Below are 7803 nucleotides of genomic sequence, written 5' to 3' on the forward strand. Positions count from 1 at the left end.
CACTCACATCGCGTCGGACCTCGGCGTGACCATCCGCATCGTCGATCCCGACGAGTGGCGACATGGGGAGGCAAAGGGCGTCTGCCAGTCGCGGAGCGTCCAAGACCTCACCCCACCCGTGGAAGTGAAGAATCGGCCGAACCGTGCCGACCTCGCGTCGACGATCATCCACGAGTACGCCCACGCGACTCTGCACTTCGACATCACCGACGCGACCGAGCGGGCGAAACGTGAGGTCGAAGCGGAGGCCGTCGCATACGTTGTCGGTCGATATCTTGGCTTGGATACGAGTGGGTCGGCGTTCTATCTCGCGGCGTGGCAGGGCGACGAGACGGACGTGCTGCAAGAGCGACTGGGTCGGATTAGTGGGACGGCCGAAGAGATTCTGTCGACACTCGACGCGGTCTGAGATCTCTTATCTGTGGTTCGTAGTTTGTCTGTAACAGGGGGTGTATTGAACTTTTCACAGGGTGATGTTTTCGCAGGTCCAGCGGTGAATTGCTCGGCACACTGCTCCTGCGGATTTATTGATTGAATGTCGGCGCCCCCGTGGAATAGTCTCGATGAGTTGAACTGGCCACTTCCCTTCTCCACGATATGATGACCAACGAACTCGACTCCTTGCTCGAATGGTTCGAGTTGAAGGACGAACTTCGGACGGGATGGGTGCTTCGGAATATCGACTCGCCTGAATCGGTCGCGGCCCACACGTGGGGGACAGCGTCGCTTTGTCTGCTCTATGCCGAGCAGGAAGACGTTGACCGTCAGAAAGCAGTGACGATGGCACTCATTCACGACCTCGGCGAAGCTCGAACGGGCGATATCGCAACCCGCGCGGAAGACGGACGCCAGACCATCCCCACGTCCGAAAAGGAAGCAGCTGAACGGAGCGCAGTAACCGATCTCGTCGGACCCTTCGACACCGAACTGCTGTCTCTCTGGGAAGAGTACGAAGCCCGTGACACCCCGACAGCACAGTTCGTCAAGGACATGGATCTAATCGATAATTGTCTCCAGGCGCTCAAGTACGAGCGCCAAGGTCGGTACGACGAGGCCGAGACGAACGACCACTTTGCCGAGTTCGAGAACTTGGACGAGTTCTTTGCTACCGCCGCGCCTCGCTTCCGGACAGAACTCGGCCAAGACCTGTTCGAGCAAATTAAATCGCAGTACGAACAAGAACTAGGGCGACCCTGCCAACTCTGAATACGTCTTTCAGTCGCAACTCCCCTAGTCGGTGTCGCACCTGTATTGACTGCAGGACAATCAAGACAGGACAGCACAAAGAATCCAACCTGATTCTGTGTCACCTGTCACTCCGTTCGACAGCGTAGTTTTTCATGCGCCCGAAGGGGTGCGCGCATTGCGCGCTGGCTACCATGACTCCTGTACTACCAGAGTTCGATCCACCTACGCGCGTCCTCAAGCGGGCGCAGTACGAGGCGTTTGCATTCGAACTCCTAGAGGGCGATGTCCGTGTTCGCAACGAGAGCTATGCTGACCCGACTGCTCACGAGTACCGGGTTCGAATTCGCGATGGCGTGCCCGATTCGTGTTCGTGTCCCGCTGATGCGAGCGGTGACGGCCCGTGTAAACATCGGGTTGCAGTCGCGATTCGTCCACAAGTACTCGAACTCGCCGTGCAGATGCGTATCGTCGCAGATGGTGGTTCGACATCACGCGACGATGACGACACAACATACCTGCCCTGCGAGTGTGAACAGTTGTCTGAAGCTCTTCCCTGTTGGAACTGCATCGACGCTGGGCGGCGCAACCTATCTGAATAATCGTGTGGGGTTTCGTACGTCACCAATCACCCATCAGTCGTCAGACTGCTGGGACGCAGCGTACGCACCAGCAAACTGCTCGCGCATCTCTCGGCGGAGAAGTTCACTCATGACTTCGTAGACGACCGGCTGTGGATACTTGTTGAGGAGGCGTTGGACGTCGGCTGCACATTCGCTTTTTTCAGTCGCAAAGTTCGCAGTCCATGGTGAGCTACTCATACAAGATAGTTATCTATTGGTTCAGTTAACTGTTCGCCTGGTGAGAATTCCTACTCACGATGTCCGCGGATCGTGGCCCGCAGAGATCTACTGATACGACTGTCGAGTGCACCAAACGTGGTGGGCGCGGTGCCCACAGGGAGTTATCAAGGGGTGGGTGCGGATGGGTTGGTACGCGATTCCGCACCCGTTGCAGAACAGGGCGCGTCTTGTGTGACACGACGAGCCTGCAACGCTAATCGACCTGCCATCATGTTTGGCCTTGTGGTTCAGTCAGTTAGTGACCACCAGCCGGATCAAAATTGTTCGAGACAGTAACGGCGTTTTTCGGCCCCTGACGGGTGCGGGGCGCAGCGAGATGCGTCGCGCGGTGTTCGAGATGGCGACACGAGATGTCTACGAGCGACAGTTCGACGAATCGTGCGGGAAATCCTGTGGGAACGCCTCCTGTCCAGAGTGTGGTGGACAGGTCATTACGGACGCTGGTGAACGGCGGTGCCAGTCGTGTGGGCTCATCATCGACGGCCACGGCATCGACCGCGGTCCCGAGTGGCGGTCGTTCGAGCGCAAGGAGCGCAAGCGAGTCGGGATGCCGCGAACGCCGACGCGACACGACCACGGCCTCGCGACCGAAATCGGCCGGCACGTCGACGCGAACGGGACACCGATCCCGGGCGAGCGCCGACAGCAACTCTCCCGACTCCGTACCCAGCACAGTCGGAGTCGGTATCAATCGAGTCGTGAGCGACGGTTGGCTCACGGGTTGGATGAAGTCCGGCGGCTTGCCGGCGCACTCGATCTTCCCGATAGCCTGCGTGACCAAGCCTGTCGGTGCTTCCGGTCTGCTCAGCAGGCAGATCTGTTGCCGGGGCGGTCGATGGAAGCAGTCGCGGCTGCGAGCGTCCACGCCGCCTGTCGATGTGCAGGACTCTCGCGAACGCTCGCTGAACTTGTCCCACTCGCACGGGTGGCTGAATCGCGCGTCCGGTCGGCGTACAATGCACTCAATACAGAATTGGAGCTGCCTGCGAAGCCCGTCACACCAGTCGAGTTCGTTCCGCGAGTGGCGGATGCGCTTGATGTGACGGACCAGATTCGGCGACGAGCACGGTCGTTAGCCGAGGCGTCAAACGACGAGTGGGCCCATCGGGGCGCGAATCCGCATGCAGTCGCTGCGGCGTGTGTGTATACGGCTGCAGCTGAGCGGGACTGGCCGCTCACGCAGGCGCGTGTTGCGGCCGTGAGTGATACCTCAGTCAAAACGATTCGGACGCATTACCAGACGTTGTGTGATGCAGATGGGTGAAGGTCAGCCCAGAGGTCGAAGATTACGCTCACCTGTACGAGAAAAACCGAGTCGCTTGAAATCCTCGGCTGACTATCCGAGTGTTCTCTGGAAACGGTGGGTGGTGCGTCAACTCATTCTCCAAGGTATTGATGATGTGTCGCTCCCAGAGTTGGTTCTTAGGGGCAAAAGAAACTCTTCGCTTGCTCGGTGCAAAACACTCTCACAAAAGATGTCTCATATGTTTGGTAGATGTCAAATGGCGGTTGCATTCTGCCGGAAACAACGCCGAGGCAGGTCTAGTTGATAGAATCACGGTCAAACTCAATCGAGTAGTCTTGGTTATGGAATACAATAAAAATCGAGGCAAGGTTGATTCATGATATTGAAGTATTTGGGCGATATCTGACTAATTTGGCTACTGTGTTCTTCTATCTACTCTCGGAGAAACACAATTTTTGTAACGCTGTAATTCCTATTAATTGCCACAACAAAATTAATTCTTTTGGTTAAGGTTGGATTGGTTTGACTACGTCAAGCGAACCCCATCGAAAAGTAGTTTCACACTGCCAACGTGCAAGTCGGCCACGTGTATAATTCGGTGGTACGAAAGCAGAGAGTCGCGTACAAGTATATTATACAATTTATACAATACTATAACGCCAACAATCGAATCAGACCTTGATGGACGAACCCATATTGGAGGGATAACTAACTAGACAGTACCGAGTTCTAATTGTGCCCAGACAGACATTAATGCGTATGATCGAATAAGGAACTTGATCGGATCTCACATCTCTATGCGACCCCAATATTCAACGGCAGCTACATGGGTACTTAAAAATGTTGCGTCAGGTACCTACGAATTCGGGGCCCAAATAGAGCGACATTGATCAAGGAGACAGACATTTCGTCCCCAGAACAGAGGGGTGTCCAACACACGAGCCGTTGTGACCCCTCCTGATGCACGGGAGACGAGCTGTCTGTATCGTTCGTACGCTCCTCAGCTACATGCTTAATTAATCATCAGCACCGAAGTCTGCATCAGAGTCATACACCGTGAATCGCCCGATACGAACGTGTTCGGACAAGACGTAAGCCCCGGAAACGAGTGCGACAAACCCAACGGCCAGTGCGGGGACAGCGGGTACACCGTAGCCACTCGCGAGGAAGAGCCCAGTAGCGATCGCCCCAGCTAAGATTGCATACGGGATCTGGGTGTTGACGTGATCCACGTGGTCACTCGCTGCGAACATTGACGAAAGGACGGTCGTATCCGAGATCGGCGAGCAATGGTCACCGAAGAGTGCCCCGGTCAGAATCGCGCCGATTGCGGATGGCAATGGTGCACCGAGCGTGTGTGCGAGCGGAATCGCGACCGGGAACAGGATACCCATCGTCCCCCATGATGTGCCAATGGAAAACGAGATTACTACCGAGACGATGAAGACGATCGCCGGAAGCATTGCGGGAGTGATAATTCCGTCTGCGACGCTTACAATGTACGGGCCAACGCCCATCGACTGGGAGACTGCACCAATTGACCATGCGAGCGACAGGACGGCGACAGGGAACATCACCATCTTGAATCCCTCGAAGATCGCATCGGAAATCGGTTCGAGGCCGACGCGTGCGTGGCCAACGAGGATGGCGAAGATGGTTACGACGCCTGAGAACGCTGCCCATAGAATGGCGTTCGCTGTGGACGCGTTCGAAATCGAATCCACAAGCGCGGTGACACTCCCATCGAGATTCCCGTTTGTGAGCGGGCCAAAGAAGCCACTGACGGTCAGACCACCGGTATACAGGAGGCTTATTGCTGTCACAACCACGAGGGAGACGATCGGTGCGGCGAAGTACCACCATCGCGGGGAGACGGAGTCAGGCGTGATAATGTCGTCTTCTTGCGTTTCGATGAGTGGGTCGGCCCCATCGCGGAGGACTTTTCCAGTACGCTCCGCACGCTGCTCAGCAGCCTGCATCGGTCCGAAATCCCAATCAGTGATGATGACAACGAACACGAGCGCGATTGCCAACAGGCTGTAAAATCGGAACGGAATCGATTGCAAGAACATCACGAATGGATCCGCCTGAATCCCGAGTTCGGTGAACTGCTGTTTAATCAGGCCGACCTCAAACCCTAGCCACGTCGATACCACGGCGATAGACGCGGTCGGCGACGTCGTAGAATCAAGAATGTAGGCGAGTTTCTCCCGTGAGACGTCGAACTCGTCAGTGATAGGACGCATCACCGAGCCAGTAATCATCGTGCTCGCATAGGAGTCGACGAAGATCAACATCCCGAGTATCGACGTTCCCAACTCGGCCTGTTTGCGGGTCTGAATCCGCTTGGCAATGCGGGTTGCTAGTGCGGACATGCCTCCTGAGAGGAATATCATTCCAAGCATCGCACCCACAAGGAGGGTGAACAACAGTAATTTCATGTTCCACGTCGCGGTGACGTTCGATACCACGAACTCCAACGCACGAGCACTCCCCGAAACAGGATTGTATCCGACGAGAATCGTTGCGCCGAGCCAGATGCCTGCAAACAGCGACAGCAGGACCTGTCGTGACGCTAGTGTGAGTCCAATCGCAACTAACGCTGGAAGTAAGCTTATCAAGCCGTATGCTTCTCCGGGCATGACAGAGAATAGTTCTCATAGTATCCAATAAATAGGTTTCGGTTCATCATTGTCTTTCACGACGAAAAGGTCGTCACATCTTGCTCCGTAACGCCCTAGATAATCTACACGAAGTGAGAACCGGCCGTTGAACGTGAACTGAGTATCTCGTTTGCGTGAACGCCGAGGTACGGGCTACAAAACCTCGGTGTCCACGTATCCGTGACCGTCGTATCGGTGGGGATCGAATACGGCTCGGATATCTTCATCAGTCTCCTCGGCTGAGAGTGCAGCGAGTAGCTTTAGCCGAGCCTTGTGCGCTGAGAGGTTCGATTCAAAGAGGGCACCTACCTCTTGGAGTATCTTGGCCCCACCATCAGAGCCATATACTGGAGACACGGCTCCCGTTCGACAACGGGTTGTGACGACGACCGTTACTCCCCGTTCGATTGCGGATGTAATTGCAGTCGCAACCGCCTGCGGAACGTTTCCTAATCCGAGTGCGTTTACCACGATACCGTCGACTCCTCGGTCGACCGCATTCGAAATCTGCTCGCCACTAGTGTCCGTGGAGACAGTCACCAGTTCCACCGTCGCCGTTATCTCGGTCACTGGAATCGTCTTCGAGAGGCTCTGCGGCTGGCGATAAAACCAGAGACCGTCAGGCGTACGCTCGGCGACGAGTCCATAATCGCCGGACGTGTACGCGGCGAGATTGCTGCTATGGGCTTTACTGACGGCTCTCGCTGCGTGTAGTTGGTCGTTGAAAAATACGAACACGCCGTCGCTGACGTGACCATGCGCGACTGTTTGAAGACTCCCTTTCACGTTCGCTGGGCCATCGGGGCTAATCTGGTCGTGCGTCCGTTGAGACCCCGTGAGCACGACCGGGATATCTACGTCTAAGACGACATCGAGGAAATACGCGGTTTCTTCGATCGTATCCGTTCCGTGAAGGATGACGATACCCTCAACCTCGTGAGCGACGGTTCGAACGCGCTTTTGGAGAGCAACGAGGTCACTAATCGTCAGCTCCGAACTGGGTTCTTGTGCGACCTGCTCTACTTGAATATCGATTTCATCGACGGCAAACGGGTACGACTGGATGAGCCCTTTGACGGACTCCGTCGGCACTGCTCCATTCTCGGTCGCAGTACTCGCTATCGTTCCACCGGTGGCGATGACTCCTACAGACGGCATAGCTCTCACTTCCGGAGACATCGTGATATGAATTATGATTCAGTAAAAACCTGCTTGACGGCTGGAACCATTCGTATCTCCTCGCAGCCTAAACCAGCCCCTGGGATTCGAGTTCGTGCTCGAAGTTCGAAACGACTCGTCGGAGAATGTCCGGGAACGTTCGGTGCAGGTCGGCGTCTTCAGTCCGATACTCCGGGCCGGAAATCGTGAACCCGCCAATGATTCCACCCGACGGATCTTCGGCGACAACACCAGTAACGCGTTTTCCCGGTATCGACTCTTGGTCGTTGATTGCGTATCCTTGCTCTCGTACTCGTGCGAGTTCCTCGTCGAGCGCCGCTCGGGAGGTAATCGTTTGCTCTGTGAGTTCGGGAAGTCCCCATCGGTCGATAATCGAGTCAACTCGTGACTCGGGGAGTCGAGCGAGAATTGCTTTGCCGATGGCAGTCGCATGCATGTATTCGTAGTTATTGAGGCGGGAGCTCGGCGACGCGGAGTTTCCAACCGAGTTGTAGAATGTGACGATTCGGCCGTTTTCCTCGACACCGAAATCAGATTCCTCGTTCGAGCGCTCCGAGAGGTCAGTGACGTACTTGCCGGCGAGTTCGTACACTTTGCTTCGGTTCCGCACGTACATTCCAAGGTGATACCACCGCCCGCCAAGTTCGTACTCGCCCCCGTGTGAGAC

Annotated in this window: 7 protein-coding genes and 1 pseudogene; 4 read left to right on the forward strand and 4 right to left on the reverse strand. The window is 55.7% G+C overall.

The features are described 5' to 3' along the window. From QT222_RS10715 to QT222_RS10725, 3 genes and pseudogenes are all read left to right on the forward strand, one after another. Positions 1-409 (forward strand): annotated as a pseudogene (locus tag QT222_RS10715) (DUF955 domain-containing protein); the annotation flags it as partial. Positions 410-597: 188 nt separating this feature from the next. Further along, positions 598-1206, forward strand: coding sequence for an HD domain-containing protein (locus tag QT222_RS10720; protein WP_491477169.1), 609 nt, complete (start codon positions 598-600; stop codon positions 1204-1206). A 173-nt stretch (positions 1207-1379) separates the two neighbouring features. Then, positions 1380-1787 carry an SWIM zinc finger family protein gene (locus tag QT222_RS10725; protein WP_491477170.1) on the forward strand — a complete coding sequence of 136 codons (408 nt, stop codon included), beginning with the start codon at positions 1380-1382 and terminating at the stop codon, positions 1785-1787. A gap of 33 nt (positions 1788-1820) precedes the next feature. Here QT222_RS10725 and QT222_RS10730 read toward each other — a convergent pair whose 3' ends face one another. Beyond that, positions 1821-2006, reverse strand: a complete 186-nt coding sequence (locus QT222_RS10730; RefSeq protein WP_049969016.1) for a hypothetical protein — start codon at positions 2004-2006, stop codon at positions 1821-1823. Positions 2007-2385: 379 nt separating this feature from the next. Here QT222_RS10730 and QT222_RS10735 point away from each other — a divergent pair, with 379 nt between their 5' ends. Beyond that, positions 2386-3312 carry a transcription initiation factor IIB gene (locus tag QT222_RS10735; RefSeq protein ID WP_491477171.1) on the forward strand — a complete coding sequence of 309 codons (927 nt, stop codon included), beginning with the start codon at positions 2386-2388 and terminating at the stop codon, positions 3310-3312. Between the two features lie 998 nt (positions 3313-4310). Here the strand turns inward: QT222_RS10735 and QT222_RS10740 are convergent. From QT222_RS10740 to QT222_RS10750, 3 genes are all read right to left on the reverse strand, one after another. Then, complete coding sequence (locus QT222_RS10740; protein WP_491477172.1) at positions 4311-5936, reverse strand: Na+/H+ antiporter NhaC family protein; 1626 nt, start codon at positions 5934-5936, stop codon at positions 4311-4313. A gap of 174 nt (positions 5937-6110) precedes the next feature. After that, entirely contained in the window at positions 6111-7115 is a 1005-nt protein-coding gene (locus QT222_RS10745; protein WP_491477173.1) for an asparaginase, read from the reverse strand. An 88-nt stretch (positions 7116-7203) separates the two neighbouring features. Beyond that, positions 7204-7803: IclR family transcriptional regulator (locus QT222_RS10750; RefSeq protein ID WP_491477174.1), on the reverse strand; the 600-nt coding region annotated here is incomplete at its 5' end.

This window comes from Haloferax sp. s1 (assembly GCF_058382125.1).

Excerpts from the sequence above, each read along its gene's own strand:
- QT222_RS10725 (WP_491477170.1), top strand. The coding sequence starts at position 1,380 with ATGACTCCTGTACTACCAGAGTTCGATCCACCTACGCGCGTCCTCAAG.
- QT222_RS10740 (WP_491477172.1), bottom strand. The coding sequence starts at position 5,936 with ATGCCCGGAGAAGCATACGGCTTGATAAGCTTACTTCCAGCGTTAGTT.
- QT222_RS10735 (WP_491477171.1), top strand. The coding sequence starts at position 2,386 with ATGGCGACACGAGATGTCTACGAGCGACAGTTCGACGAATCGTGCGGG.
- QT222_RS10745 (WP_491477173.1), bottom strand. The coding sequence starts at position 7,115 with ATGCCGTCTGTAGGAGTCATCGCCACCGGTGGAACGATAGCGAGTACT.
- QT222_RS10720 (WP_491477169.1), top strand. The coding sequence starts at position 598 with ATGATGACCAACGAACTCGACTCCTTGCTCGAATGGTTCGAGTTGAAG.
- QT222_RS10730 (WP_049969016.1), bottom strand. The coding sequence starts at position 2,006 with ATGAGTAGCTCACCATGGACTGCGAACTTTGCGACTGAAAAAAGCGAA.